The organism is Acidobacteriota bacterium (assembly GCA_016700075.1).
Lineage (GTDB): Bacteria > Acidobacteriota > Blastocatellia > Pyrinomonadales > Pyrinomonadaceae > OLB17.
In genome coordinates, this window is record CP065000.1 from 196,445 (window position 1) to 222,241 (window position 25,797).

22 protein-coding genes are annotated in these 25,797 nt (G+C 54.2%); 2 read left to right on the top strand and 20 right to left on the bottom strand.

The window, feature by feature from the left end:
- Window positions 1-17: 17 nt before the first annotated feature.
- The 9 genes from rapZ to IPM50_00995 form a co-directional block, all read right to left on the bottom strand.
- A complete protein-coding gene (gene rapZ, locus IPM50_00955) occupies window positions 18-914 on the bottom strand; it encodes an RNase adapter RapZ (protein QQS33181.1) in 897 nt (298 codons plus the stop codon).
- Window positions 914-1,420 carry a hypothetical protein gene (locus IPM50_00960; GenBank protein QQS33182.1) on the bottom strand — a complete coding sequence of 169 codons (507 nt, stop codon included), beginning with the start codon at window positions 1,418-1,420 and terminating at the stop codon, window positions 914-916. Before IPM50_00960 ends, rapZ begins: the two co-directional genes overlap by 1 nt.
- A gap of 50 nt (window positions 1,421-1,470) precedes the next feature.
- On the bottom strand, window positions 1,471-1,812 hold the full coding sequence (gene raiA / locus IPM50_00965; GenBank protein QQS33183.1) for a ribosome-associated translation inhibitor RaiA: 342 nt from the start codon (window positions 1,810-1,812) through the stop codon (window positions 1,471-1,473).
- Window positions 1,809-3,389 carry an RNA polymerase factor sigma-54 gene (rpoN, locus tag IPM50_00970; protein ID QQS33184.1) on the bottom strand — a complete coding sequence of 527 codons (1,581 nt, stop codon included), beginning with the start codon at window positions 3,387-3,389 and terminating at the stop codon, window positions 1,809-1,811. The genes raiA and rpoN overlap by 4 nt, the downstream gene beginning before the upstream one ends.
- Before the next feature lie 86 nt (window positions 3,390-3,475).
- Window positions 3,476-4,240, bottom strand: a complete 765-nt coding sequence (gene lptB / locus IPM50_00975) for an LPS export ABC transporter ATP-binding protein (GenBank protein ID QQS33185.1) — start codon at window positions 4,238-4,240, stop codon at window positions 3,476-3,478.
- A gap of 6 nt (window positions 4,241-4,246) precedes the next feature.
- Window positions 4,247-6,853, bottom strand: a complete 2,607-nt coding sequence (gene lptC / locus IPM50_00980; GenBank protein QQS33186.1) for an LPS export ABC transporter periplasmic protein LptC — start codon at window positions 6,851-6,853, stop codon at window positions 4,247-4,249.
- Window positions 6,854-6,857: 4 nt separating this feature from the next.
- Window positions 6,858-8,561, bottom strand: a complete 1,704-nt coding sequence (gene recJ / locus IPM50_00985) for a single-stranded-DNA-specific exonuclease RecJ (protein ID QQS33187.1) — start codon at window positions 8,559-8,561, stop codon at window positions 6,858-6,860.
- Window positions 8,562-8,678: 117 nt separating this feature from the next.
- Window positions 8,679-9,575: a UDP-diphosphatase gene (locus IPM50_00990; GenBank protein QQS33188.1), complete on the bottom strand. Its 897-nt coding sequence runs from the start codon at window positions 9,573-9,575 to the stop codon at window positions 8,679-8,681.
- Window positions 9,576-9,657: 82 nt separating this feature from the next.
- The gene (locus tag IPM50_00995; GenBank protein ID QQS33189.1) at window positions 9,658-10,197 is read right to left on the bottom strand and encodes a hypothetical protein; all 540 of its coding nucleotides are present in this window, start codon (window positions 10,195-10,197) and stop codon (window positions 9,658-9,660) included.
- A 236-nt stretch (window positions 10,198-10,433) separates the two neighbouring features.
- Here IPM50_00995 and IPM50_01000 point away from each other — a divergent pair, with 236 nt between their 5' ends.
- Window positions 10,434-11,129, top strand: a complete 696-nt coding sequence (locus IPM50_01000; protein ID QQS33190.1) for a hypothetical protein — start codon at window positions 10,434-10,436, stop codon at window positions 11,127-11,129.
- Between the two features lie 86 nt (window positions 11,130-11,215).
- Here IPM50_01000 and IPM50_01005 read toward each other — a convergent pair whose 3' ends face one another.
- The 3 genes from IPM50_01005 to IPM50_01015 form a co-directional block, all read right to left on the bottom strand.
- Complete coding sequence (locus IPM50_01005) at window positions 11,216-11,986, bottom strand: SDR family NAD(P)-dependent oxidoreductase (protein ID QQS33191.1); 771 nt, start codon at window positions 11,984-11,986, stop codon at window positions 11,216-11,218.
- A 344-nt stretch (window positions 11,987-12,330) separates the two neighbouring features.
- Window positions 12,331-12,714, bottom strand: a complete 384-nt coding sequence (locus IPM50_01010; protein QQS33192.1) for a GxxExxY protein — start codon at window positions 12,712-12,714, stop codon at window positions 12,331-12,333.
- 11 nt (window positions 12,715-12,725) lie between these two features.
- On the bottom strand, window positions 12,726-14,387 hold the full coding sequence (locus IPM50_01015) for a ribonuclease J (GenBank protein QQS33193.1): 1,662 nt from the start codon (window positions 14,385-14,387) through the stop codon (window positions 12,726-12,728).
- Between the two features lie 238 nt (window positions 14,388-14,625).
- Here IPM50_01015 and IPM50_01020 point away from each other — a divergent pair, with 238 nt between their 5' ends.
- Window positions 14,626-16,839 (top strand): hypothetical protein, encoded by a 2,214-nt coding sequence (locus IPM50_01020; GenBank protein ID QQS33194.1) that lies wholly within the window; start codon window positions 14,626-14,628, stop codon window positions 16,837-16,839.
- Here IPM50_01020 and rsmA read toward each other — a convergent pair.
- From rsmA to IPM50_01060, 8 genes are all read right to left on the bottom strand, one after another.
- Entirely contained in the window at window positions 16,808-17,593 is a 786-nt protein-coding gene (gene rsmA, locus IPM50_01025) for a 16S rRNA (adenine(1518)-N(6)/adenine(1519)-N(6))-dimethyltransferase RsmA (protein QQS33195.1), read from the bottom strand. The genes IPM50_01020 and rsmA overlap by 32 nt on opposite strands.
- Window positions 17,594-18,688, bottom strand: coding sequence for a bifunctional diaminohydroxyphosphoribosylaminopyrimidine deaminase/5-amino-6-(5-phosphoribosylamino)uracil reductase RibD (gene ribD, locus IPM50_01030; GenBank protein ID QQS33196.1), 1,095 nt, complete (start codon window positions 18,686-18,688; stop codon window positions 17,594-17,596). It abuts the gene before it with no gap.
- Complete coding sequence (gene ftsY, locus IPM50_01035) at window positions 18,689-19,654, bottom strand: signal recognition particle-docking protein FtsY (GenBank protein ID QQS34431.1); 966 nt, start codon at window positions 19,652-19,654, stop codon at window positions 18,689-18,691. It lies immediately after the preceding gene.
- The gene (locus IPM50_01040; GenBank protein QQS33197.1) at window positions 19,642-19,893 is read right to left on the bottom strand and encodes a hypothetical protein; all 252 of its coding nucleotides are present in this window, start codon (window positions 19,891-19,893) and stop codon (window positions 19,642-19,644) included. Before IPM50_01040 ends, ftsY begins: the two co-directional genes overlap by 13 nt.
- A 264-nt stretch (window positions 19,894-20,157) precedes the next feature.
- Complete coding sequence (locus IPM50_01045) at window positions 20,158-21,972, bottom strand: HD domain-containing protein (protein QQS33198.1); 1,815 nt, start codon at window positions 21,970-21,972, stop codon at window positions 20,158-20,160.
- An 83-nt stretch (window positions 21,973-22,055) separates the two neighbouring features.
- Window positions 22,056-23,717, bottom strand: a complete 1,662-nt coding sequence (locus IPM50_01050) for a SpoIIE family protein phosphatase (protein ID QQS33199.1) — start codon at window positions 23,715-23,717, stop codon at window positions 22,056-22,058.
- A gap of 3 nt (window positions 23,718-23,720) precedes the next feature.
- Window positions 23,721-24,200, bottom strand: a complete 480-nt coding sequence (locus IPM50_01055; protein QQS33200.1) for an RDD family protein — start codon at window positions 24,198-24,200, stop codon at window positions 23,721-23,723.
- Between the two features lie 24 nt (window positions 24,201-24,224).
- On the bottom strand, window positions 24,225-25,793 hold the full coding sequence (locus IPM50_01060; protein ID QQS33201.1) for a protein kinase: 1,569 nt from the start codon (window positions 25,791-25,793) through the stop codon (window positions 24,225-24,227).
- Window positions 25,794-25,797 lie beyond the last annotated feature (4 nt).

Genomic DNA, 25,797 nt, shown 5'->3' on the forward strand with positions numbered 1-25,797 from the left:
CGCCCTCGCTCATATTATCAATTTGAGATGTCCCGGTGACTGGACGCCGCGTCAAACCCGGATTCTTTCAGCCTTTCCGCGATCGCATTTGCGACCATCACCGATCGGTGGCGGCCGCCGGTACATCCGATCCCGATATTGAGGTACGACTTGCCTTCACGCTTGTATTTCGGAACCAGGTACAAAAGTAGATCGATAAAACGGTCAATAGTTTCCTTTACTTCTTCCTTTTCTTTCAGGAAGTCTACCACAGTCTTATCTTCGCCCGAGAAATCCCTCAATGCCGGCTGAAAATACGGGTTTGGAAGGTGCCTTACATCGAAAAGAAGGTCAACGCCGCGAGGCCCGCCGAACTTATGGCCGAAACTTTGCACCTCGATCTTAAGGGGTATTCCCTCGTCGAGCCCGGTGAATTTCTGGTGAATGAGGCGCCGCAGCGAATGCACGGTCTGTTCAGACGTATCAATGATCAGGTCCGCCAACTTCCGGATCTTCCGCAGTTCCAACCTCTCTCGGCGAATCGCGCTCAACAACCCTTTCCCATCGTCTGCCGGATGCGGCCGGCGGGTCTCAGAAAAGCGTCGGAGCAATACGTCATCCGAAGCCTCAAAAAAGACCACATATGGCTGAGGGCCCTTCTTTGTAAGCTTCTTTAACTCGTCGGGAAACTCCGAAAGAAATTGCCGTTCACGGATATTAATTACCAAAGCCGCTTTATCGATGCTTGGTGGCCGTGCTCCCGATGATCTCAGAAGCCTACCGAAGGTAGAGAGAAGCGTCAGCGGTAGGTTGTCCACGCAGAAATAGCCCAAGTCCTCAAGCGAATCGGTCGCAGAGCTCATTCCTGAGCCGCTAAGTCCGGTGATGATCACCAGCGACGGCAATGAAAAACTCTTTGGATGCTCTTTCGGCATTAATATTGCTTTGTATCGATCCCTGTGTTGAGTTGCCGTTGGTGGTCTGTCAGCAGCGTCTCGGCAGCGTTGCTGTATCCGATGGACAACATTTTGACCGCTGTTTCGATAAGTACCGCCAAATTACGACCCCGAGACACCCTCAATGTGATCTTTTGAAGCGGAATTTCCTCGACGGTCAGGCTTTCGCAGCACATTGAAAGCTTGCCGTCATTTACGATCTCCTGATCTTTTGTCAGTTCGATGACAAGATCTATTTGAACTCCATCGAGAACTGATTCGTCGCCAAAGATCGCTCGAACATCAATGATGCCCAAGTCCCGGATCTCCAATAAACCTCGAAACATGTCCGGAGCGGTTCCGTACAATTGACCATTTCGGCGTTCTAAGAGAACAACGTCGTCCGCAATAATTGGGTGACCGCGGGATAGTAGCTCCAAAGCGCATTCGGATTTTCCGACTCGAGCCTCGCCTGTAATTAGTACACCGGAACCGTTGACGCACAACAATACTCCGTGTATATTGGGCCGAGGAGTTCTATTGGGTTCCGCAATATCTATATCTGATCCTCGTCAACGATCAAAGTCGATGCTTTTTGGGCTTTTTGATATTTGTCGATCACCTTATCCTTCAACCGCCGAGCTTGTTTCTCGATCTTTGAGATAGTCTGAGTCAGAGATTGATACATATCGTCCGCGGACGTCTCGGCCGTCAGAACGTCATTTCGCCAATTCATGACGATCTCAGACCGGTGAAGCCCTCTTTCAACCTCGATCACCACGTGAATTTTCGGCGTTTTGCCGTCAAACAAATTCGTGAGTTTTGAAAAATGGTCTTCAACGTGCGCCTTCAGTGCAGGCGTTACTTCAATATGTCTTCCAGTATAATCAATATTCATATTACGGTTTTTCTTTCCCTAGAGCCCGGAATGTTCATTTGATCACGGTATTTCGCAACCGTTCTTCTTGATAGTTTAACACCTTCCTTGCTCAATATCTTCGCGATCTCGTTGTCTGTAAGCGGATCTTTACTGTCTTCTTCCTCGACCATCTTTTTTATCTTCAATTTAAGTATGCGGGTCGAGACCTCCTCACCTTCCTCATTGAGCATCCCTTCGCTGAAAAAGCGACGCAGCTCAATGACGCCCTGCGGAGTGTGGGCATATTTTCTATTGACGACACGAGAAATGGTCGACAAATGCATGCCGATATCCTCAGCCACATCTTTTAGCATCATCGGCCTGATGTATTCGACACCTTTATCGAGAAACTGCCGCTGGCGGCGAACTATGCATTCCACGACGCGATAGATCGTCTGTCGCCGATGTTCAATATTGCGAAGCAGATCGACAGCAGAGCGCATCTTGTCTTTGATGAAATCCCGCGTCTCTTTCGAAGTGTCCGGCTGTTCGAGCATCGACTGATAGGTATGCGAAATGCGGAGACGGGGACTGCCGTCGTCAGCAAAATAGATCACATAGTCGTCATCGATCTTTTCGATATAAACTTCGGGCGATACGAACACTGCCTCTTCCGAGGAATAGCGACGGCCCGGATACGGGTCAAGCTGACGGATCTGGATCAGAGTTTCATTAAGCTCATGAAGACCGACTCCTGTAGCCTTAGCAAGGTGCTGCAGCCGATGCGGCTGAAGGTCTTCCAGATGATCTCGGACCAAACGGCAGGCGAGCGTGTCGGCCTGTCCTAAAGCCTCGAGCTGAGTAAGGAGACATTCCTTGACGTTAAATGCCCCGCACCCAACCGGATCGAGCCGCATCAACGCCTGCCGAGCGTATTCTACCGTCATCGGCGAACATCCTACCGATGCAGCGATGTCATCAATAGCAATTCGGAGCCTTCCGTCCTCATCCAGATTGCCAATTATCTCGTCCGCGGCCTCAGATTCGATCTCAGAAAGGTCTAACAGGTTGACCTGCCACTCCAAATGTTCGCTCAACGACGGAGAATGCGTAAGGAATTGTTCAAAACTGGGGGCATCGTCCTTATATTCGATCTCCTGGGTCCGATAGCCGGGATCCAAATAGTCCTGAAATTCCCTTCCGTAGTCGATCTCATCAAAAGGATCATTGGCCTCGCCGGCGTGTTCGGCTTCAGCGTCTGCATCCACAGTAACTGTATCCGAGGTTCCGTTGAGCGAAATGTCTTCAGCGTTATAAGTCTCGAACTGAGTAATGTCTGCGGGGTCTATTCGTTCATCCGATCCTGAGGCGGACAAAGTATCCTGCTGAATATCTACGTCAATACCGTCAGAGTTTTGGTCTAGAATATTGTCGCCCGGTTCGTCAGCCTCATCGCCCGGTTGAACCTCTTCCAGAATAGGGTTTTCGACCATTTGCTCCTCGATCAGGTCATTCAGTTCGAGAGCGGTCATTTGCAGCATCTCTATTCGCTGACGCAATTGCGGCGTCAGCACCATCTTTTGCTGCAATTGAGTTGTCAGTCGTAGTGAGGACATATATGCCGCTTTAGCCGCTAAGATGCGAAAAGCAGGATCATCTCTTATGGGAAATTATACTTGGTTGCTCGGCCAAATGGAAAAAATCAGGCGAATTTGAATCGCTCACCGAGATAATGACGCCGCACGTCAGGATCCGCAGCGAGTTCATTGGGTTTACCGTCCCTTAAAACCTTACCATCCGAAAGGATATAGGCACGATCCGTGATCTCCAGCGTTTCCCTTACATTGTGGTCCGTGATCAAAATGCCGATACCCCGATCTCGAAGGTAAGTGATCAAATGTTTTATGTCATCGATAGCGATCGGATCGATGCCGGCGAAGGGTTCATCGAGCAAAATGAATAGCGGATCTGTAGCGAGGCACCTCGCGATCTCAACTCGCCGCCTTTCACCGCCGGAGAGTGATTCGCCTCTCGTGGACCGAACATTGATCAGATGAAATTCCTCGAGAAGTTCTTCAAGCCGAGATAATCTATCCGCGCGTGGCATTTTTCGGCTCTCAAGTACCGCGAGGATGTTCTGTTCTGCGGTCAGTTTCCGAAACACCGACGCCTCTTGGGGAAGATATCCCAGTCCCAGGCGTGCTCGAAGATACATAGGCAGGTCCGTCACTGCCTCGCCTTTCATCTCGATCTTTCCCTTTTCCGTTCGTTCGAGGCCCATCAACATAAAGAAAGTAGTGGTCTTTCCCGCACCATTTGCACCGAGAAGGCCTACTATCTCGCCCGTTTCTACATATAGCGACACACCATCGACCACTCGTCTGCCGCTGTAGGTTTTCTGCAGATCGATCGCTTCCAGCTTTGTTTTGCCGTTCGATCGTGAAAGTGCCTCTTTCGTTTCGTTCATAAATGCTCATTCACCGGGCTTTACGCGATAGACGGTTCTTGACCGGCCGTTGCCGCCGGCTTCAGGTTTACCGTTACTTACTGCCCGGCGGTCACGCATCGAATACGATATTTGTGAACTTTGTGTGGAACCGGCTTCGCTGTCTGAAACGACCGCCGGGCGGCCCCGCAATACCACTGATTCATCGGACGCGGTGTATTGAGCCCAATCGCCCGATGCACGCCTTCCCGGCTGAGAAATATTAACGGAATTCTCTGCAACGGTCTGCGCAATATCGCCGGATTCAGTGAGGAATACATCAACAACTGCCGCCGTTATTCGATCTGTACCTTGGCGGATATCGACATTTTCCCGATATTTGAGCACACGCTCATTCCGGTCATAAAAAACGCTCTTCGATGATGCAACAACCGGAAACGTCGAATCGCTGGTGCCGCGGCGAATTCGAACGCGGCTTAGCTGGCTTTGTACGCCGCCTTCGCCTTTCATTTGTCCATTTTTCTGATCGATGAACAGCGAATCTGCCCGCACATAATTCGACTGCTGCCATGCACGCGCGTTCCCGGTGTAAAGACCGCTTTCGTTAGCGTGATCGAACTCTGCCTGTTCGGAGGTCAAGAAAACGGGATCGTTGCCGGACGTGAAAGGTGCCGAATTGCCAAAATTCCGAACATTGTAAAACGTTGTGCTGACCCTGCCGCGCAGATAAGACCGGTTTCCCTTTGTATCCCAATCGATCTCGCCGGCCTTTGCACGCGCACGCGAATCCCAAACGGTCGGTTCGCCGCCGCGAAGCCGAACGACCTGATCGTTCTGCGTGAATGAAAATTCCTTTGCCGTCGCGTTACGATCAAGCTCGACGAAGCGGGCTGAACCGGACGCTTCGATCCGCTCCAATTGGCCGCTTGCCTCTTCGAAACGGGCGACAAATCTGTCGGCGTTCATTTTTTGATCGCCCCGCGCCGCGGCCGTAAATTTCGGTGATCTAACAACAGACGCTTTTGTGGCGGCGGTGCATAGACGCGCATTATTTCCTGACGAATAGAACTCGCAATCCATCCGCGGTGCGTTTACGACCGTGCGGTAGAAGTTCATGCCGCTGCTGACAGGATCAACAGTTAATGAAGCCGAACCGACAGCCTCCGCCAACGAGATATCTTTGCCGTTCGGACGGAAGACGGTTCGGAGAGTCTCAGCTGAAATGGTGCGAACCGCGGCATCCGGGCTGCCTGAGGGAGGATCGAGAACAAGTTTCGCGTTGCCGTCCGCACGCGCCTTGTCAATGTCGCCGCCGCCGCGAAAATTGACGCCAACGCCCTTCTGCGCGGTTAGCGTCGCCCGTGAATAGGAAACTACCTTGTTAGGAACAACAACAAGCTTTACGCCTGACACGGCATTGGCGTTTGTGATGCTTCCACCTTGTAAGAACGAAGCGTTCATTTCAACGCCTGCGATCTCAATAACGCGTTCTGCGGTTTCCTGTTTAGCATTGGCATTCCCCCTGATGACGACGTTCTTGATCGTGTTGTCGGCGTGCAGATTGCCGTCCAATTTGTCGCCGGCAATGCGTTCGGCGGGGCGAACTATCTCAGCATTTGTGAGAGTGAATTCTCCCGCATTTTGATAATAAACAGCGCTAGCGGCGGTGATGTTGGCACGAGAAGCGTTCGGCCCCGTTTCGATGCGCACATTTCCGTTGAGGTCGAATCTGTCCTCCGCTACGTCAAACGCCGCTTCGGTTGCAGAAACCGCTGAACTTCCAGACGTGGGTGTTTTGCTGACTATCTTCACACCCTCGAACGCCTTGAAACTCTTTGGGGTTATCTTTTCGCCATCGACTGCGTTCATATAAGCAATGACGCGCGGTGCGGAAAGTTCCGTCGTCATACTATTCGCAGAAACCGCGTTAACATTCACGGAGTTTGCAAATGTAGCAATAGCTTGCGGGCGGTCAAAAACTGCCGATCCCGAGCGGATCGAAGCGGTCTTTATGCCGCCAGTGCCCTCGATGTCGAATTCAACGGTGCCGATCAGGTCGAGCGTTTCCGAACTCAGGTTCAACGTCGCCTTCTCACTTTGTCCTGTCAGGTTGCCGCGGTTGAATTTCACGGGTACGTCCGCTTCCGCGGTATTCGTACCGTGTTCGTATGCGATAGATTCAGTCCGAACCTCAAAGCCATCGCGTGCTTTGATAAGCACGTTCTCCCGGAGGAATGCCGTAAAATCTTTCTCAGGTTTCGGGATGTATACTACGCGGCCGGCGGTCAGCGTCTCGCTAACTTCGCCGTCCTTGCCAAAAAGACGGAATTCGACGTTCTCAAGCTCTTGATGTTCATCGTCAAACGTCTTCGCTATGGCTGCTTTCACCGAATAGAGCGGCAGGCCGTCTTTCGTCTCGGTGCGTTCGTAATTCGCGACCTCTGCGGTGAGTTCCTTTGATAGTCTTGCCTCTTCCGGACGAAGCGTGAACTGCGGTTTGCTGCGGCTGTTGAAATAGGCCGCAATGATACCAAATACAAGTGCCGCCAGAGCAACCAGAACAAAAGCCCGCACAATGGCCGGCGCTTTTGCCTTCCATGCGAAATTCTTTGCCCGTTGTTCTGTTGGCGACATTAAGCTAATTATCAGTTCTTAAGTCCTCGACGACAAGCTGCAGACGCCTGTTTCCGTGCCAGGAATTTGCCTCGGGAACGTACACGAGTTCGATGCCGATACCGCGGTTCAGCGTTTTCCCCGAACTTTTCTCGACGCCGCTCCACCAAACGGCTTCAAATTGCCGCCCTGCGTCATCTGCAAGCTTCAGTTTCAGATGCTTGTCTTTCATAATCGTCGGCTCGTATTGCAGACGAAGCCCGCGTGTCAGGAATCGAGGCTTATTGTTACCGACACCGAACGGCTCGAACGCCGACAGTTCATCCACAAGATCAAGATCGAGAGATTCGGAACGTACGAGTGCATCAATCTCCAGCACCGGCTGAGGCGTTTCATTACCAAAAACAGAGGAAGAATGTCTGTTCAGTAGATCCCGAAATTCCGGAATATTGCTCTCCTCGATCTTGAATCCCGCAGCCATCGCGTGTCCGCCGTATTGAATAAGCAGGTCGCGGGCGGCGTCGAGAGCTTCTACAAGGTGAAAGCCCGGAATACTTCGGGCGCTCGCGTGGCCGACGCCGTCGATAACAGAGATCACGGCAGCGGGGCGAAAGGCCTTTTCGACGATACGCGATGCGGCAAGGCCGATCACGCCCTGATGCCACGCATCACCGCTGACGACGACGAAATTCGTATTGTCGTGAGCTTCGATCTGCGCGAGGGCGAGTTCGGTTATTTCCTGCTGCGCACGCTGGCGGAGAATGTTGTTGTCATCCAGCAGCACCGCCAGCCGGCGAGCTTCTGCGGCATCTCGGGCGTCGAACAGCTCAACGACGTGTTTCGCGGCGTCCATGCGGCCCGCGGCGTTGATGCGCGGAGCGAGCCGAAAACCGATGTGATAGCTCGTCATATCGTCGCTGCAGCCGGCGACGTCGATCAACGCACGCAGGCCGCGGTCGGTCGTTTTGTTGAGGTCGAGAAGGCCGAGGGCGACTATCGCGCGGTTTTCTCCGGTGAGTTCCATCATGTCGGCGACAGTGCCGAGGGCGGCGATACGCAGGAATTGCGGCACTTTGTCCACGTAACCGTATTTTCTGAGCACGGCATGGGCAAGTTTGAACGCCACGCCAACGCCTGCGAGCGTTTTCTCCGGATAAGGGCAGCCCGCCTGATTCGGATTGACGACGGCAACGGCGGGCGGATTTCCCTGCTCGTCGTCGGCTAGGTGATGATCGGTAATAATGACGTCCAGCCCGTTCGCGGCGGCCCATTCGAGCGGTTCAAAGCTCTTGCTGCCGCAATCGACGGTGATCACCAGGCTCACACCGCGTTCTCTTGCGGCTTTCAGGGCCTCTGAATTTACGCCGTAGCCCTCCGTAAAACGGTTCGGGATGTGATATTCGGCCTCTATGCCCAAAATGCGGAACATCCGCCGCAGCAGCACGGTCCCTGTCGTTCCGTCAACGTCGTAATCGCCCCATATCATCACGCGTTCTTTTGTCGCGACGGCGCGGCGGATGCGTGAAACGGCGTCGGACATGCCCTTCAGCAGCATCGGGTCGTGGAGATGTTCGGGCGAAGGGTTAAGGAAGCGTTGCGCCTTGTCAGCGGTCTCGTGGCCGCGTGAGATCAATAGCGCGGCGGTCAGCGGACGGACGTTTAGCTCCGCCGCGAGCTTGTTCACCGCCTCGGCATCGTGCTTTCTTAACTGCCAGAGCTTTTCAGGCATCGGAAAAGAAGATCATGCCACTAATTACACGAATAACACGAAAAAGAAATAGACACTTCTGAACTAAAGGAACGCCCCTTATTCGTGCAATTCGCGCTATTCGCGGGAAAAAACGTCCTAGATATCCACGACGGGGCTGATGACCTCGAACCACAGCATTGCGAGTATTGCGATACCGAGAATTACGCGGTAAACGACAAAAACGAACGTCGTATTCTTTCGGAGAAAGGCGATCAGGAACCAAATTGACAGATATCCGACGATGGCCGAAACGATGGTCGCGACGATCAGCGGCAAAAAGCTTTCCTGCGGGAGAATGTTGAGTGCGACCTTCAGTTCGAGCAGGCCGCTGGCGCCGATCGCGGGTATCGACATAAGAAAAGAGAACCTTGCGGCGGTCTCGCGTTTTTGCCCGGCCAGCAGTCCGCCCATGATGGTCGATCCCGAACGGCTTGCACCCGGCATGAGTGCCAAAACCTGAGCAAATCCGACGATAACGGCGTCCCAGATGCCCAGATGCCGCATATCTTTACGCTGTTCGCCGACCTTTTCGGCGACGACGAGCAGCAGACCGACGGCGATCAGCATCGTCGCGATGACCCACAGATTCTTCGTCGCGGGGCCTTCGATAAAATCTTTGAAAAGCAGCCCGACGACGCCGATCGGTATCGAGCCGAGAATGATCAGCCAGCCCAGCCACGCCTCTTCCGACAGCCATATCGGCCGAATTCCGTCCGTGCCCGAAAAACGCATTCCGCGTTTGTTGAATACGAGATTCCAGTGATCGCGTACGAACGCCGACGAAATGCCCCAAATATCCGCCGCAAAATATACGAAAACGGCGGCGAGAGTGCCGAGCTGTATCACGGCGATCGTGGCGGTGATCATTTCGGGGTGGCCGTCGTAAATGCCTGTAATTCGGCTCGCGAAAACAAGATGCGCCGTCGAACTGATCGGAATGAACTCCGTCAGCCCCTGAACGATGCCTAAAATGATTGCTTGAAGAAGATCCATGCGGAGCGGCTGTCAAACATTGTCCGACATTCGGCCCAAATTGGCAAAAACACCGCCAAACTCACGCCTGCCGGCCTGCATCCTATTTGCACAAGCCCGCGCGTGAGCAAGGGCGATAGCGAACGACCGGCATAAACGAAGAAACCGCACGCATCTTCTGCCCGCGTTCTTTCCGCCTGACCATGCTCCGGATATCGCCCTTGCTCACGCGCGGGCTTCTGCAGCTTGGTGTTTGCGGTTGCGGAGGATCGGTTGAATTTAGGCAATTTCGGTGTTCAGCAGCGTCGCTGAAGTGTTCAGCAGCGTCGCTGAAGCGTTCAGTAGCGTCGCTGAAGCGTTCAGTAGCGTCGCTGAAGCGTTCAGTTGCGTCGCTGAAGCGTTCAGTAGCGTCGCTGAAGTGTTCAGTTGCGTCGCTGAAGCGTTCAGCAGCGTCGCTGAAGCGTTCAGTTGCATCGCTGAAGTGTTCAGTGGCGTCACTGAAGTGTTCAGTTGCGTCGCGTATCCGTTCGGCGGACCGGCGGTACGATTCGCGAGTACGACCGCAGGATTCCGGGGTCCGAATACGGTCAGGAATGATACCAATATACGACGGCGCGCATTGGCTCCAAATTTCCGCTTGCATTTTCCACTTTGCCGGGAATATAATCCGCTTTACCTGTTAAGAACTCAACGGTGCTGAACGCGATCGCGGGGACGTGTGTTTTCGTGCGCCGGGGCTCTTTGCCATACCGTTGTTCTTAACAGCCAGACGGCCGGCGTGCCGTTTGCATCGTTTCCCGCATCTCGCGTTCTCCACGGTGCCGTTGAGTTCTCAACGGGCCATTTCGGGAGCTTCCCGCAAAAAAGGAGAACAACATCATGGTCCCATCAAAAGCTTGGTTTCCGTCCGGACTGCAGGAGCAGGCGGATTGGTTTCAGAATTTTACGACGCAATTGCCAAACTATGCCGCCACGCTCGGCGTCATCGCGGGCGAGATCAATACACTGGTAAAGGATAACGAGGATTTTCAGTCCATCGCCGCGACCACGCTGACGCTGGACAATTTCCGCTCGTCGATACGCCAATACCGCATTTCGCTGCTCGAAGATCCTATAGGTTCGCCGCAGCCTGTGTTTCCATTCGAGGATTTTTCCGCACCGCCGAACGATCAGCCGGCGGGCGTATTCGAGCGGCTCGATATTCTGGTCAGAAAGATACGCGGCGCGCCCAACTTTAACGAAGAAATAGGCGAAGCTCTCGGCATCATGCCCAAAAAATCGAACGGCGGGAACTTTTTCGACACGCCGCCGGTGCTCAAAATATCGGCGTCGCCGGGGAATATCGTGTCGGTCGCCTTCAAACGCGGAGCGTCGGACGGAATTCACGTGGAAATGCGTCTGGACAACGGCGCGTGGGCATCGGTGGGCAATTTCTATAAGTCGCCCGTCGAAATTCAGGTGCCCGCCGGCCCGAACGAAAGCCCGCGATTTGTCGAGATACGCGCACGCTATCTGGACGGCAACTCGCCCGTGGGAAATAATTCGGACGTCGTCTCGGTTTCAACTACACCGTAGGTGCAGTGATAAGAGATCGGTGATAAGTGATGAGAAAGGCCCGCGGCGTGCGGGCTTTTTTTTTGATCGCGGCGGGTTGGTCGGCGTTATTCGCGGTATCTTGCTTTGCCTGCGATGCGGTCGTAGAGCCAGGCGGGCATTATTTTGCCGGCGCGGACGATCGTCGCGAGCTGCCATGGAAAGGCGGCGAACTTTTTCCGCCGCTCGATCGCACGTATGAACAGCGGAACGGCGTCTTCCAGGTCCATCAGAAACGGCATTTTTGCCTCGCGGCCGGCCGTGAGCGGCGTTTTTATGAAACCGGGCTGGATTATCGTGACGTCGATGCCGCTATGTTTGACGTCGAGGCGGACGGATTCGAAAAACGCCGTCATTCCGGCCTTGCTGGCGGAATACGCGGCACTTTTGGGCAGGCCGCGAAAACCCGCGAGGCTCGATATCGCGACGATGTGGCCGCTGTTTCGGCGTTTCATACCGGGAAGCACCGCGTGGACGGCGTTCACCGCGCCGAGCAGGTTGATATCGATGACCTTTTTGACGGCGAGCGGATTCAGGTCGCGTGTTTCGGCGTTGTTGCCGCCGATGCCGGCGTTGGCGATGGCGACGTCGATGTGTTCGAATTCGTGCAGAAACTCGTCAACAGCCTTTTGCACGGCGTCGCCGTCCGTCACGTCCACCGCGAACACACGCGCCGTGCCGCCGGCCTTTTCGCAATCTTTCGCGATCCTGTCCAGAAGGTCCTTTCGCCGCGCCAACAGCCCGATGACCGCTCCTTTCCCGGCAAAAGCACGGGCCAACGCTTCGCCGATGCCGCTCGACGCCCCGGTGAGGAAGATAGTTTTGCCGTGCCAGTCCACGGAATGATTATGCACCCGAAGGCGGGGTTTGGACAATGTGCTTGGCGTGGAGACTTTAACGCAGAGACCGCGGAGATCGCAGAGGAAGACGATGAATCCAACATTCAACGTTGACTGTGCGTGGAGAACTCTTTGCGTGCTTAGCGGCTTGGCGTGAGATATTTCTCGCAAAGTCGCAAAGGCCGCAAAGGAAGACCGAATGAAGAGTATAAATCTGCATTCACCATCGAGTTGCGTGATAAACTCTTTGCGTGCTTAGCGGCTTGGCGTGAGATGCTTCTCGCAAAGTCGCAAAGGCCGCAAAGTAGGACAAAAGGACGTGCAATTATATTCAAATTGACGGCTTAAAGGTCGTTCGCGACGCGCTTGATACCATCTTTAATTAAGGCGACATTAAAGTTGATGATCAAGCCGAGTTTCATATCCGCCAGCCTGAGATAGGTAAGAAGGATCTTCATATGGACTGGAGCGATCGCTTCGATTGATTTAACCTCGATGATGACCTTATTCTCCACGATGATGTCCGCCCGGAAACCGACATCGAGCTTCACGTCTTCATAAACAGCGGGAATTCCACGTTCTGTCTGGAAATGCAATCCGCGTTGACTTAGCTCAAAGGTGATCGCTGCCTGATAAACCGCCTCCAAAAGTCCCGGGCCGAGTGTCGTATGGATCTTAAACGCAATGTCGACTATCTCTTTTGCGATGTCATTCTCGTGGCGATACATAATCGTACGACCTAAACCTCGACGACGGTGGTTACGATCACGGGCTTGCCGCTAAGCTTCTGCTGGACGTAGCGTTTTAGGTGGATGCGGAGATTTTCTTTAAAAACGGTGCGGTCAGCGATCTGCGCGGGTCTCATCTCTTCGATAGCTTCCGCGACGGCTGAACGAGCGTCCGCCGCAAAGCCGTTCGTAATATCAAGGCCCGCGACGCCGTTCAGCGTGATCTGCGGTTCGCCGACGAGCGTATGTTTGGCTTTGTCAACGGTAACAACGAGGGAGATCATGCCGCCGTAAGCGAGTTTCTTTCTTTCGCGGATGATGTCGTATTCGATCTCTTCCATCGATTCTTCGTCGATGAAGGTTTTGTACAGATCGTGCTTTTCGACGACGCGGGCACCGTATTCGTCGATCTCCAAGACTTCCCCGTTCTCGATCAGAATGATGTCCTCGTCGGCGTAACCCGCAACATGATTCTTGATGAATTCCTTTTGGCGGAACAGCATTCGATATTCGCCGTGAATAGGCACGACAAATTTCGGCTGCGACGCCTCGACCATTATTTTGATGTCTTCCTGCGACGCGTGGCCCGAGACGTGGACGAGCCGGCGTTTCTCTTCGATGATGTTGGCGCCGCGTTTGTAGAGGTGGCCGATCAGACGGCTGATGTTCTTTTCGTTGCCCGGAATGATGCGAGCGGAAAGAACGACGGTATCGCCTTTTGATATTTCTAGCCCTTTGTAAGTTCCTGTCGCAAGTCCCCACAATGCCGCACGCATCTCACCCTGCGAGCCCGTAACCAGATAGCAGATCTCGTCATCGTCGAGAGCACGCGATTCACCAAGCGTCGCCATGCAGCCGCGTGGTATCTTCAGCAGGCCATGGTCAGATGCGATCTCAACGTTTCGCTGCATAGAACGTCCAAGCACGCAGACGCGGCGGCCGAATTCATGAGCAACGTCGAAAACTATCTGCAGGCGGTGCATCGACGAGGAGAACGTAGAAACGAACAGGCGACCTTCCGATTCTTCAAAGATCTCTTCGAACGCCGGAATGACGGCCTGTTCCGATGGCGTGCGTCCCGCTACGGTGGCGTTGGTCGAATCGCAAAGCAGTGCGAGCACGCCTTCGTCGCCGATACGCCGCAGCATTTTAAGGTCGTAGGGTTTTCCAATAACGGGCGTGTCGTCGATCTTGTAATCGCCGGTATGTATCAGCGTGCCGGCGAGCGTGTGGATCGCCAGCGAGAAGCATTCAACTAGCGAATGCGACGCATGGATGAACTCTATATCGAATACTCCGACATTAACGCGATCACCGGCCTTGACGCGGTGCATCAGAACGTCTTCGAGCATGTCGAATTCTTCGAGACGCCGTTCGCAAAGAGCGAGCGTAAAGCGCGAAGAATAAACCGGAACATTGAACTTCTTTAAGATATACGGCAGTGAGCCGATATGGTCTTCGTGGCCGTGCGTGAGGATGATCGCGGTAAGGTCGTCGCGGTATTCTTCGAGAAAATCGAAATTGGGTATCGAAATATCAACACCATACGGCGTTTCCTCCGGAAAGCCCATGCCGGCATCGACGACGATCATTTCACCGCCGTAGCGTATGCCCATACAGTTCATCCCGAATTCGCCGATGCCGCCTAGCGGAATTATTTCGATCTTGCTCACAATTTCCTCTTCGTGCTTTCGAGCCGAAGCGTAATTGTAACATACGGCAATACCGGGCGTGTTTTCGGCTTAGTCTTGGCGATATTTTGCAATAAAATGTTTTTAGTCCTTTTGGACATGATTCACGTCTAAATGACGTTTACGGTTCTCAGCCACATTCCTCGTCGGCGCGGACGGCGGAGACTTTTTGATCAACAATTATTTTGTGGCTTAATAGGCTGCTTTTTTACAGTTCAGTATGTACAGGACAAAGGTGATCATTATTGCGGCCTTTATTGCCGCAGGGGCTTTTTTCGCGTTTGAGAACTCCGCATTTCTCGCCGGTAAAGGTGAGATGACATTGTCCGCACCCACACGCGTCAATGCGACCGACAATCTCTATAACAATAAAGTCGGCGTCTATTGGGATACGATTCGCGGTGCGACCGCGTATCGGGTCTTTCGAAACACAATAGACGACCCGAATTCTGCGGTCGACGTCGGCACGACGCCCTTGAATTTCTTCTTTGATACGTCCGCACCGTCAAACACTAATCTTTTCTACTGGGTGCGAGCAGAAAATACTTCAGAGGTCAGCCCTTTGAGCTCTTCGGATGCAGGACGACGTACGAATACAGCCCAACAAGGAAACACGCCGCCTTTACCTCCGCCTCCGGCTGCGCCGCCCGGAAATCCTCTAACTGCTGCAAAGATCGAACTTGGTAAAGCACTATTTTGGGATGAACAGCTTTCGGCGACTAACACGGTCGCCTGCGGCACTTGCCATCATGCGAACAGCGGCGGTGCCGATCCACGGACGACGGGTTGGAATCCCGGTCCGGATGGTGTCTTAGGGAACGGCGATGATATCCGCGGAACTATTGGCGTCCCCCTCAATAACGCCGACGGTCTGTATGCATTTTCGCCGTCTTACGGTCTTGATCCGCAGGTAACGGGCCGCACATCCACATCGCATGTTAATGCCGTATACGCTCCACTGCTTTTTTGGGACGGACGAGCCGGCGGCCAATTTCGCGATCCTGTTACTAACGAGATCCTTTTGAACGCAGGCGGCGCTCTTGAATCTCAAGCAGCCGGTCCGCCTACTAATGACGTGGAAATGGGGCATATTGGAGCGAACTGGCCGTCCCTCGCCGCTAAGATATCTTCGGCGAAGCCACTTGTATTGTCGCCCAACGTGCCGACAGCTTTAAGCAATTGGATCGGCGGACGAACCTATCCCGAGCTTTTCGAGGAGGTTTTTGGAACTTCGACGGTCACGCCTGCCCGGATCATATTTGCCATTGCTTCGTATGAACGTTCGCTTTTCAGCGACCAGACACCGTTTGACCTTGATGTACAGGGCATCACGCCTTTGGTACCACAGGAGGCGATGGGCCGGAATTTGTTCAATTCGCCCGCGATCGCATGCAATGCCTGTCACGGTGGAAACAGATTTACGGATAACGCTTTTCACTATATTGGAGTGCGCCCTGACACAGACGATATTGGCCGCGAAGCCGTGACAGGCATGCCGAATGACCGCGGGACATTTCGCACGCCGAGTCTTCGAAATGTCGGTCTCCGCCGTTCGTTTTTCCATAATGGAAAATTCACTACGCTTGAAGAGGTCGTTGATTTTTATGACCGAGCGGGTGATTTCGATGCGAACAACAAGCCGAATTTGATCCATGTCTTGAATCTTAACCCCGGACAACGTGCTGCACTCTTGGCGTTTTTAAGACGGCCGCTCATCGATCCGCGTGTTCAAAATGAGACGGGGCCGTTCGAGCGCCCGGGATTGTATTCCGAATCGAGCCGGATGCCCCAAATTATCAGTACGGGACGCACGGGCTCAGGTGGACATGAGCCGAAGATCCATGCTGTTTCGCCGCCGATGGTAGGTAATCAGAATTTTGTGGTTTCCGTTTCGGGCGGACTGGGCGGGGCTCAGGCATACTTGGTCGTTGATGCGAACGATCCGGGAGTTGGTACCGCGATACCAGCGACGGGCTCGCTGGCTAAGGTGTCTTCCGCTCTTAACGCAACAGGTGCCGGCAGCGGCTGGACGTCCGTTTCTGTTCCTATTCCCGATCTCGCCGGATTGCCGGGGCAGACATTCTATGCACGTTGGTATGTTATCGATCCGCAGGCCGTAAATGGATTTTCTGTATCAAAGGCCGCGCGGTTCACTGTATTCGGTCAATCGGCGGCGGCCGCCAATTTTACCGTCGCCGGAAGGATCATGACCAGCGACGGACGCGGCCTGCGTAACGCCGTGGTTTCCATCTCAGGCCCCGGCGGATTTGGGCAGCGTGTAACGACGGGAACATTCGGTTACTACCAATTCGAGAACGTCCCGGGCGGTTCTCTGTACACGATAAACGTCGGTTCGCGTACCTATCGGTTCACGCCTCGCGAAATATTACTGATAGGCAATCTCAGTGACTTTGATTTTTACGGGCTTGAATAGCCCCGGCCAGATCCCGCCATTGTTCCAGCGTTAGAACTTCTGCGCGGGCACGCGGATCGATATCGATTGCTTCAGCTATTTCCTTGAATTCGGGGTAAAGACGTTTGAGATTATTCTCAAGCGTCTTTCTTTTTTGAGCAAAGGCCGCAGATACAAGCTTGCGAAAACTCACTGCATCCTGATAGCTGTCATCTCGCGGTGTGAATCTAGCAACGCTGCTCCAGACCTTCGGCACGGGCGAAAAAGCGGTTGGCGGAATATCGAAGAGCTTTTCCACAAAGAAAACATCTTCGACCATGACCGAAAGGAATCCGCGGTCGCTGTTGCCGGGCAGGGCGGCTATGCGGTCGACTACTTCACGCTGAAACATCAGGGTCATCGTTGAGATCGAATCCTTGATCGCGATGAAACGCTGAAGCATCGGCGTTGAGATGTTGTACGGAAGATTGGCGACGATCTTTATGCCGCCCTCTCCGGCGTATTGCACAAGGTCGGCCGACAATGCATCGCCGATGACAAGCTGAAATCGTTCTTCGCTCGCAAAACGCGACCGCAGAAATTCCGCAAGGTCGCGGTCGATCTCGATCGAAGTGACCCTTGCACCGGAATAAAGCATATCCGCCGTCAGCGCACCGTCACCGGGGCCGATCTCAAGGATGCGATCGCCGTCACGAACCCCCGCAGCCGCAACGATGCGTTCGATGATGCGTTCATCACGAAGAAAGTTCTGCCCAAAGCGTTTCTTTGCACGCATTTATTCGTATTGCGGGTAGCCGGTCAGCTCAATGTCGCGGCCGTGGATAGTCATTTCAACATTCTCGAGTTTGATGCCTAACGGAACGCTGCCGCCAATCGCAGTAACCCCTTCCATGCCGCCGGTGATCTGCGGCGAGTAGAAAAAGCTAACCTTGTCGATGAGTTGCGCGGCGAAAAACGACGCAGCGATCTCGGCGCCGCCTTCGACCAGGGCGCTTTGAATGTCATCGTCTTTCAGCCGTGCGAGAACCGCGGCGAGATCGCGCGGTCCGGATTCCAATTCCAAAACTTCAACTTCCGCCGCACGCATTTCATCTGCCTTTGCTCCATCTTTAGCCGCCGTGAAGATAATTGTCGGCGTCTCAACCGCGGTATTAACCAGCCGCGAATCAACTGCGATCGACAGATCGCTGTCCAACACGACGCGCTTTAGCGGGCGCCGCCGCGGCAGGCCGCTGCGGTCCGTCAATAGCGGATCATCGATATGTGCAGTGTTGCTTCCAACAAGAATGGCATCGTATTCGTGCCGCAGACGCTGAATACGCTGATTCGCCTCGTCGCCGGTAAAAGCGTACGGCTCGCCCGCGACACGCGTAATGCGTCCGTCGAGCGACATCGCCATCTTCAAATGAACGAACGGCCTATCTTTCGTGTGCCAGCAAATGAATTTTTCGTTCAGAGTTGCGGCTTCAGCCGAGAGAATGCCGGTCACTATCTCGACGCCCGCCTCACGCAGCCGCTCAAAGCCTTTTCCCGACACCAGCGGATTGGGATCTTCTATTGGACAAACGACGCGGACGATGCCCGCATTTATCAACGCCTCCGTGCACGGCGGCGTGCGGCCGTGATGTACATGCGGCTCCAGCGAAATGTAAGCGGTCCCGCCGCGGGCACGTTCCCCGGCTTGTTCCAAAGCAATGACCTCGGCGTGGACAACGTTATCGTAAGTGTAAGTTCCCTCGCCCGCGGCCTCGCCGTTCGCGTCCGTGATCACGCAGCCGACAAGCGGATTCGGGCTCACGAGGCCCGTTCCCGCGGCCGCCAATTCAAGCACCCGTCTTGTGTGCTGCAGATCGCGTTCGAAATATTCCATCTAATCGAAAAGCCCGCTCACGTACGCCTCGGGGTCAAACACCATCAGGTCTTCGGCCTGTTCGCCGATGCCGACGTAGCGTATCGGCAGGCTGAGTTCCTTTGAAATGGCGACGGCGATGCCGCCCTTTGCCGTTCCGTCGAGTTTGGTAAGCACGATGCCGGTAACGTCCGCTGCTTTTGTGAATTGCCGTGCCTGTTCCAGCCCATTCTGCCCCGTAACTGCGTCGATGACGAGCAGCGTTTCGTGCGGGGCGCCGGGAACTTCGCGCCCCGCGACCTTTTTCATCTTCTCGAGCTCAGCCATCAGGTTCGATTTGTTATGCAGACGCCCCGCGGTATCGACGATCAACACGTCAGCCTCGCGGGCCTTTGCCGCACGCAGAGCGTCAAACAGAACCGCGGCGGGATCGGTTCCCTCTTTCTGCTGGATTATCTCCACGCCCGCACGTCCCGCCCAGATCTCGAGCTGATCCGACGCCGCCGCACGAAAAGTATCCGCCGCGCAGATGAGAACCTTGTTGCCCTCGGCCTTTATGCGCTGTGCCAGCTTGCCGATGGTCGTCGTTTTGCCGACGCCGTTCACGCCCACGACCATCAGAATGTACGGCTTCGCTTCATCGCCGAACGCCGTCTCCGCCGCGACGCCCTTATCACGGCTGGCGTTCAGGATGTCGAGCAATTCCTTTCTAATTGCGGCACGCAGGGCCGCGATGTCGCCGATCTCCTGTCGCGACACGCCGCGGCGGACGCGGTCGATCACGTGCATCGTCGTCGCCACGCCGATATCGGTCGAAATGAGCATCTCTTCCAGCTCGTCGAGGAATTTGTCGTCTATCTGCCGCCTGCTTTCAAACAGCGTGTCGAGCCTGTCGTTGATCGAATCGCGAGTTTTTGATATCGCACGGGCAAACCGCACGCCCAGTTCCTTCTCGACGGCCTCTTCGTGAGCCTTCAGTTCTTCCATCGAGCGGTCGAGCCCCAAAATAGAGCTCGAATGCCCGTCGTCCATCTTTCTACGCCAAAACGCCATACTGTCAGCGTGGGCTCACGCCCCGCAAACTTTAGAGTATAGATGTTCGCGTCCCCGCCGACAAAAGCCCGCCGGACCGCACGCCTGCCAGCCAGCCAGCCTCTTTGCCCGGTCCGCGTAGCGGACGCGAGAATGTAGCCACGGGTGCAAACCCGTGGAAATGGTGTGATCATTTGTTTCGCTCCCTGAAAGGGAGCAATAATGCCGGCAACCCGTTCGACCCCTTCAGGATCGGATCGGTTTTAACGCAACAACGTGGGGTTGCGGCCTTCGGCCTTACCCCAGGCTATATTCTTTGTCCCCGTTGGGCACGCCGTAATAGGGAGAACCGCATCCGTTAGGAAGTGGCCGCATTTAATTGCACGCCTTGCAGCCTGCGGTCCGACAATTGGCTGCTGCCTGCCACTCGCTCGGGCGGGTGGTTCTCACTTTAGGAATTAAGCTACCAGGCGGTCGAGGAGTGGGTCGTGTTCTGAGGTGGCGGCTTCGGCGGCGCGCTTTTCGGCGAGCTGGCGGATGATTCCCTGCCCGACCTCGCCTGCGTTACAGGCTTCGATCAGGGCTTCGACGACCTCGGATTGATATCGAGTGCCGACGAACGAGCGGAGGCGTTCGAGTGCGGCGCCGAGTTCCATTCCCTTTTGATAAGGCCGGTCAATGGTCATTGCGTCAAAAGTGTCAGCGACCGAGACGATCTTTGCCTGCAGCGGGATCTGGTCGCCGGTCAGGCCCTGCGGATAGCCTTTGCCGTTGACCATCTCGTGGTGCATGTACATGCCGGGCAGGAAATCCTTCATTGCGGGAATCTGCGACATGATCTTGTAGCCGCGGACGGGGTGCTGCTTCATTATCTCGAATTCTTCGTCGGTCAACGCGGCGGGCTTTTTAAGGATGTTGTCGTCGATGGCGATCTTGCCGACGTCGTGGAGCAATGCACTGATGCGCAGCGTTTCTAGTTCGTCCTCGGGCAAATTCATACGACGGCCGATCGCGACCGAAATGCGTGCGACGCGTTCGCTGTGGCCTCGAGTGTATTTGTCTTTGCCGTCGATCGCGGCGGCAAGTGCCTTGACGGTGCCAACGAAAAGCTCGCGGTTCTCTTCCGCCGCCTTTGCAAGACGCGCTATCTGTTCCTCGATCTTGCCGCTCATCTGATCAAAGGAATCCGCAAGCGTTCCGATCTCCGTTACGTTGCGCGAAGCCACACGCGAAGAATAATCGCCTGCGGCGATGCGTTTTGCGGCATCGGTCAGCCGTAGAAGCGGATTCGTCATCGAGCGTGCCAATAAAAGCCCGACGAACATCGCAGCTATCGCGAAACCCAGACTGATAAGCCAAACCTGGCGACGGATGTCTGCAACCGAAGCAAGTGCCTTTGACTCATCCTGCATCGCAACGACACCTACGATCCTGCCCTCGGATATCGAGGCGGTCGAATAGGCCCCGATCATTCGGTGCGGCTTATCGTTGTAAACAGCGTCGAATGGAACCAACGCCGACTGCACGATACGGCCTGACTCAAGCCATTCGGAAACGATCTTAAGGTCCGTGAACCTACGGCCTGACGAAGCCGCCGAATTGTCCGGATGGAACACGGCTTCGCCTTTGTCATCAACGACAAAGACTATGGGCAGGCCACTTTCCCAAAGCTGCTGTTCAGATATGGAAGTGAATCCAACTATGTCGCCCGCAAGCCGTTTTGCGGAAATGGCGGTTACAATTCGAATGGCAGGCCGCCCTGCGCCGGATGTTTCAACCGCAAATGTAAGTACCGGATGGCCGCTGCTCTCGATCGTATGCGGACGGCCCACCGTCAACTCAGTTTTTGCGGAAGCGGCATCATTCGCCAATGTGTTCAATGTGACCCCGTCCAATATTTCAGGTCGAAAGACCGATATCGGGATCTCTCGGTCGGAACTGATGTGAATGCCCGCGATCTCGGGGTTTTCGCGAAGCATTGAACTCAATGTGTCAGCCAGTTGGTCAGATTCGGAAAGGAAGGGATCGTCGCCGAGTTCGATCGCGGTTTTAAGGTTATACACCGTCGAACGTGCGCGTTCCGCGAATATCTCGATCCGGCGGGCTTTTTCCTGCACCAGCTGGATCTGATAGCGGTTCTCCGCCGCCCTCAACTCGCTTCCCGATCGGTCGGAAAGCATCCAGCCCGTTAGGACGAGCGGAACTAAACCGACTAGAAGCAGGGTCAGGAGTACCAGATAGCGGAGGCTAATTTTACGGTCGGTGGATGGCATTCGGGAGCGGCCGGCGGGGAAAGGCCACCTCCCATTGTAACGGAGCAAGTATTAGCAGGTCAACATGTTTAAACACCTGTAGACTACGCTGTCTTCTTAATGATCAATAACGTAATGTCATCATTGGCCGGCGCCGTACCTGTGAAGGTCGATAATGCGGACTCAACCTTGTCTCTGATCCCGGACGAGCTGCGGTCAAGGTTGTTTAGTAGAACCTCTTTGAGTCTGTCGAGCCCGAATTCATCCTCAGCAAGATTGTTTGCCTCCGAAACGCCGTCCGAATAAACCATTAGGACGTCCCCCGCCGAGAGCGTGAGATCACCGGATTCGTATTCGGCAAATGACATCAGGCCGAGGGGAAGCCCGCCGGAAGAGAGTTCGTCAATTGAGCCCGAGACTCGCCCAACGATCGGCGGGTTGTGCCCCGCGTTGATAAATTCAATGTCGCCCGAGTCACGGTCGAGTTCTCCGACAAAGAGGGTGACAAAACGATTGGCCGGCGTATTTTCGGTCAAATATTCGTTGATCGAGGTGACCAGATCTTTCAGCGGTGCACTTGTGGCGGCCTGAGCATGAACAGCAGCATGAAGACTGGACATCAAGAGTGCGGCAGCCGTTCCCTTTCCGGAAACATCGCCCAGGGCAAACAAGAGCTTTCCGTTAGGCCGCTCAATGAAATCGTAGTAGTCGCCGCCGATCTCGTAGCAGGAAAACGATATACCCTGCATTTCGTATCCCGGAATGTCCGGCGGTTCAGACGGCTGGAACCGCTGTTGTATCTCCGTCGCCAATTCCAGTTCGCGCTCCATCCGTTCCCGGTTGATACGTTCCTCGACGAGGCTCGCGTTCTCTACGCGGATCGACGCAACCGAGGCGAGTGTTGTCAAAATATCCAGATGTTCCTTGCTGAAAGTTGCCTGATGCGTAGGCGAATCAGCATAGATGATGCCGAAGATCTCTCTTTCGTCAACGCTTAATGGAACCGCAAGCACCGAACGGATGCCCTGCAGCACAATTGTCTGAGTGCCAAACTTAGGGTCCTGTTGAGCGTCCGATGTTAGAACAGAATTTCCGCGTTCCAGCACTTCCGACATGACAGCACGGCTGATGCGAATCTCTTCAAGCGGTGTTTCCTTTCCACGTTCGCGGGCTACCTTAACGTCCATTTCGTCATTGGAACCGCGGTCGCGGAGCATTATAACCACGCGGCTCGCCGGTACTGCTTCAAAGACCAAAGAGGCGACGTTATCCAGCGTTTCGTCAAGGCTTCGCGAAGAAAGCAGCGTTACGCCGACCTTGCTTATAAGGCCCAAAAGGTCGCTGCGGGACGATATGGTCGCATCTACGATCTCGGTGGTAGGATACCTCCGTGAAGGCAATGCTATCGTGTTCGTAGGGTCCAGTTGATCCGTCGTATCGGCGATCAAGGCTGAACTTATTGCTTTTGGTACATCGCTCTCGCCGTGGAAGGTGATCCTTGTTTCGCCGATCTGTATCAAGTCACCCGAATTTATCGGGATCGAGCCGGATACCGGTTCTCCATTCAGTCTGGTGCCGTTTGCGGACCCAAGGTCATGGAGCCAAAAGGCATCACCCTCTCGCCGTATTTCCGCGTGTAGTCTGGAGGCAAAGGCGTCCGGTATACATACGTCGCTTCGTGCCGAACGTCCGACCGTTGTTTTTACCTTTGCAAGAGCGAACTCGTCGGTCGCCCCGTTGGGATGGAGAATGATCAAACGCGCCATAGATCAATTTAAGTACTGTTTTGAACCGCGGACAACTACCGTTTTTGCGATCAGATCGTGAAGAGCACGGCCTTTTGAACTAATGCCGGCGATGAAAAATCCGATACCAAGCGTAGCGGGAATGAGTAAGTAACCAAAAACGTTACGCACGATGACCTTTCCCAACGACAAAGGGCCGCCGGCATCCGAAACGATCGTCATTCCGAATAGCCATTTGCCTACGGATCTTCCAAAGATCAGCGGAAGTGCGATGCTGTTAACTACGAATACAATTAAAGTAAGAAGCCATCCCCACAAACCGACTGACGGCGGATTTGCCCGATCAGAAAGCGCGTCAGCGATCACAAGAGCTAGGAGGGGCACCGAAAAAACCAGAATATAGTCTGTCGAAGCGGCGGCAATGCGAAGCGGAAACGGCGCGCGCAATACTCTCGGATCAAATTTGCCTACGATATCGCTGTTAGTTGTGTCCGATGCTGTCATTGTGTTCACATTCGACCGGCGGCGTTAATTGATCAAGAACTGCAGCGTCGTGTCTCCGAGCCTGATCCGGTCTCCGCTCGAGAGATCATACGGAACATGCGGCGGCAGCCTGATGCCATTTCCGGTCTGACTAAAGATCAGTGTACCGTTCGACGAGCCAAGATCCTCTAATTTATACGAATCACCTTCCCGAAATATTCTTGCGTGTTTTCTCGAGATCTTTGTTTGCGGATCAAATCTCGAGAGGTCGACCTCCGGAAAGATATTTGCCGTGGGGTCGCGTCGGCCCACTAACATATCGCTCTTTTCGAGCATATAAACCGGAACATTAAGTTCGGTAGTTCCATCGACAATTAGCTTCGCCGTAGCTTGAGGCTTCGAGTATATCTCAGAATGAACACCTCTCTGCGCGATCGGCTGCCGGGAGCCGCAAAATGCACAAAATTGATCAGTAGCGATGATCTGCCGTCCGCAAAAGCCGCAAAAAACCAGTTGAGTTGCCAAACTCTCGGAAACGGGACCGACATCAACGCCGTAGGTGACCTTTCCGTCCTTCAGATGCGAAAGATGCGTTTGCAGTGCAAAGGCCATTTCGGCTGCGGACGCAAAACGGTTCTCAGCGGAGTATTCTACGGCCCTCATCAGAATTCGCTCCATTTGATCCGATATTTGCGGATTGATCTGTCGAGGCCTTGGATTCTTTTCAAAATCAAAAATGAGAAGCGGGTTATTTTGCGGATCTGCACCCGTAAGCAGATGAAACATCGTGGAACCTAAACTATATATATCGGAACGCGGTTCAACCTGACCCGAAAACAGCTCAGGCGGAGCATAGCCCATTGTTCCGACCGCAGTAACGCCCTTTTCGTTGCCTTGTCCTACCGACCGAGCAATGCCGAAATCGACAAGCATTAATCGCCCCGTCTTGCCGTCGATCATAATATTAGAGGGCTTCAGGTCACGATATACGATCGACTCCGGATGTTGGTGAAGGTAATCGAGAACATCGCAGATCTGAAGAGCCCATTCCGTTACGGTCTTTTCATCTAGGCGTCCACCCGGCGTGGCACGAAGCCGAGCCGCAAGATCGCCTCCCGAAATATATTTCATCACGAGATAGAACCTGTGATGAATACTGTCGAAGAAATAGTCGTAGATCGTGGGAATCGCGGGATGTTCCAGTGCCGAAAGGATCATTGATTCACGTTTGAAATCTTCTACCGCTTTCGCTTGTTCAACTGCTTCAAGATTGGACTGGATCATCTCCTTCAGGGCACGCTCCACTCCCCCAAGGTTTGAGTCCTTAGCGAGGTAAACCGCGCCCATTCCACCGCCGCCGATCTTTCGAACGACCTCGTAACGGCCGCCGACAATGGCTCCGGCATCGAGAACTCTCAGTCCGGGGCTCTTTACTGGCTCGGCTGCACTCGACATATGCGAGGTTTCCACGGGACTTTCAAGCGAGTCGTCAGTATTCGATACGTCTTCATCAACAGGGCGAGAAACCGAGTCCCCAACGGCAAGGTCAATGCACCGGGAGCAGACATCACCTTCGATATCCGCATCGCCACCGCATTTCGCACATTTGGACATTTCT

Bases quoted from the DNA above. Each gene is read 5' to 3' on its own strand.
- recJ (QQS33187.1), bottom strand. From the start codon at position 8,561: ATGCCTGAAAAGCTCTGGCAGTTAAGAAAGCACGATGCCGAGGCGGTG.
- IPM50_01050 (QQS33199.1), bottom strand. From the start codon at position 23,717: ATGGCGCGTTTGATCATTCTCCATCCCAACGGGGCGACCGACGAGTTC.
- IPM50_01055 (QQS33200.1), bottom strand. From the start codon at position 24,200: ATGACAGCATCGGACACAACTAACAGCGATATCGTAGGCAAATTTGAT.
- IPM50_00990 (QQS33188.1), bottom strand. From the start codon at position 9,575: ATGGATCTTCTTCAAGCAATCATTTTAGGCATCGTTCAGGGGCTGACG.
- IPM50_01045 (QQS33198.1), bottom strand. From the start codon at position 21,972: ATGCCATCCACCGACCGTAAAATTAGCCTCCGCTATCTGGTACTCCTG.
- ribD (QQS33196.1), bottom strand. From the start codon at position 18,688: ATGGAATATTTCGAACGCGATCTGCAGCACACAAGACGGGTGCTTGAA.
- IPM50_01010 (QQS33192.1), bottom strand. From the start codon at position 12,714: ATGTATCGCCACGAGAATGACATCGCAAAAGAGATAGTCGACATTGCG.
- ftsY (QQS34431.1), bottom strand. From the start codon at position 19,654: ATGGAAGAACTGAAGGCTCACGAAGAGGCCGTCGAGAAGGAACTGGGC.
- lptB (QQS33185.1), bottom strand. From the start codon at position 4,240: ATGAACGAAACGAAAGAGGCACTTTCACGATCGAACGGCAAAACAAAG.
- lptC (QQS33186.1), bottom strand. From the start codon at position 6,853: ATGTCGCCAACAGAACAACGGGCAAAGAATTTCGCATGGAAGGCAAAA.
- IPM50_00995 (QQS33189.1), bottom strand. From the start codon at position 10,197: ATGCAAGCGGAAATTTGGAGCCAATGCGCGCCGTCGTATATTGGTATC.
- raiA (QQS33183.1), bottom strand. From the start codon at position 1,812: ATGAATATTGATTATACTGGAAGACATATTGAAGTAACGCCTGCACTG.
- rpoN (QQS33184.1), bottom strand. From the start codon at position 3,389: ATGTCCTCACTACGACTGACAACTCAATTGCAGCAAAAGATGGTGCTG.
- IPM50_01020 (QQS33194.1), top strand. From the start codon at position 14,626: ATGTACAGGACAAAGGTGATCATTATTGCGGCCTTTATTGCCGCAGGG.
- rapZ (QQS33181.1), bottom strand. From the start codon at position 914: ATGCCGAAAGAGCATCCAAAGAGTTTTTCATTGCCGTCGCTGGTGATC.
- IPM50_01000 (QQS33190.1), top strand. From the start codon at position 10,434: ATGGTCCCATCAAAAGCTTGGTTTCCGTCCGGACTGCAGGAGCAGGCG.
- rsmA (QQS33195.1), bottom strand. From the start codon at position 17,593: ATGCGTGCAAAGAAACGCTTTGGGCAGAACTTTCTTCGTGATGAACGC.
- IPM50_01040 (QQS33197.1), bottom strand. From the start codon at position 19,893: ATGATCACACCATTTCCACGGGTTTGCACCCGTGGCTACATTCTCGCG.
- IPM50_01060 (QQS33201.1), bottom strand. From the start codon at position 25,793: ATGTCCAAATGTGCGAAATGCGGTGGCGATGCGGATATCGAAGGTGAT.